Origin of the sequence: Saccharopolyspora sp. (assembly GCF_017434145.1) — a bacterium.
In the GTDB taxonomy this organism is placed as follows: Bacteria; Actinomycetota; Actinomycetes; order Mycobacteriales; family Pseudonocardiaceae; genus Saccharopolyspora_C; species Saccharopolyspora_C galaxeae.
In genome coordinates, this window is record NZ_JAFRFW010000716.1 from 1 (window position 1) to 1,566 (window position 1,566).

1 protein-coding gene is annotated in these 1,566 nt (G+C 71.4%); it reads left to right on the top strand.

All coding sequences use genetic code 11. The annotated features are described in order from the left end of the window. Positions 1-189 precede the first annotated feature (189 nt). Positions 190-1,566, top strand: a 1,377-nt coding sequence (locus IJH84_RS19545; RefSeq protein WP_295147198.1) for a class I adenylate-forming enzyme family protein, incomplete at its 3' end; no start/stop codon positions are given.

The following is a 1,566-nucleotide window of genomic DNA, read 5'->3' on the forward strand; positions in this document are numbered from 1 at the left end:
ACCGGTTGTTCCCGCTCGCCCAGCAGCGCGACCTGGCCGACGGCCTGCCGGGCTGCGGCCCCGCGCGGGTGGTGCGCTCGGCGGCCGGGCACGACGGGTTCCTCACCGAGAACGATCAGGTGGGAGCGCTGCTGCGGGAGCTGCTGGCCGAGTCTTGACTTCACCGCGGACGAGGCCAACCGTGTGGCAATGAGCACCTACGACGAACGCCCGTGGCTGGCCCGCTACGACGCCGGGCAGCCGCACGACGTCGCCGCCGAGTTCCCGAACGCGCTGGAGATGTTCCAGGACTCCGTGCGCCGCCACCCGGACCTCCCGCTGATCCACTACTTCGACGGGACGCTCACCGTCCGCGAGTTCGACGAACTCACCGACGCCTTCGCCTGCGCGCTGCTGGAGCGCGGCTGCTCGCCCGGCGATCGGGTCGCGCTCGACCTGCAGAACGTGCCGCAGTTCGGCATCGCGATGGTCGGCGCCTGGAAGGCCGGCTGCATCGCGGTCTCGATCAACCCGATGAACCGGCACCGCGAGCTGGCGCTGCTGCTGGCCGACTCCGGAGCGCGCGTCCTGGTGGCGCTGCGCGGGCTGTACGAATCGGTGGGTGCCGCGGTGCTGCCGGACAGCCCGGTGGAGCTGACGATCACCACCTCCGAGCACGAGTACCAGACCCGCAGCGACCCGCGAGCACTACCGGACCCGATCGAGACCGTGCCCACCGGCACCGAGGACATGGCCGGGCTGATCGCCGCGCACCGCGGCCGGCGCCCGCCGCGGGTCTCGCCCGGCCCGGACGACGTCGCCGTGCTCACCTACACCTCCGGGACCACCGGCCCGCCGAAGGGCGCGATGAACCCCCACGGCAACATCGTGTTCGACGCTCGGGTGTGGCGGGACTGGATCGGTGTCGGCGCCGACGACGTGATCCTCGGTGTGGCGCCGATGTTCCACATCACCGGGATGGTCGGGCACCTGGCGCTGGCGCTGCTGACGCCGGCACCGCTGGTGCTGACCCACCGGTTCGAGGCCACCGCCGCGGTCGACGCGATCCGCGAGCACCGGCCGACGTTCACCGTCGGGGCGATCACCGTGTTCATCGCCCTGATGAACGCTCCGGGCGCGAGCAAGGACGACTTCACCAGCCTGCGCAAGATCTACTCCGGTGGCGCGCCGATCCCGCCGAGCACGGTGCAGGCGTTCGAGCAGCAATTCGGGCAGCGGATCCACAACGTCTACGGGCTCACCGAGACCTCTTCGGCCACGCACGCCCAGCCGTTCCACGCCGAGTCGCCGGTCGACGAGCTATCCGGTGCGCTCTCGGTCGGCGTGCCCGTCTACAGCACGGACGTGCGGATCATCGGCGAGGACGGCGCGGACCTACCGCCCGGCGAGGAGGGCGAGCTGGTGATCTCCGGCCCGCAGGTGGTGCCGGGATACTGGAACAAGCTCGAGGAGACCGCGCACGCCCTGCCCGGCGGCGTGGTGCACACCGGCGACGTCGGCTACATGGACGCCGCGGGCTGGTTCTACCTGGTGGACCGCAAGAAGGACCAGATCAACGCGGGCGGC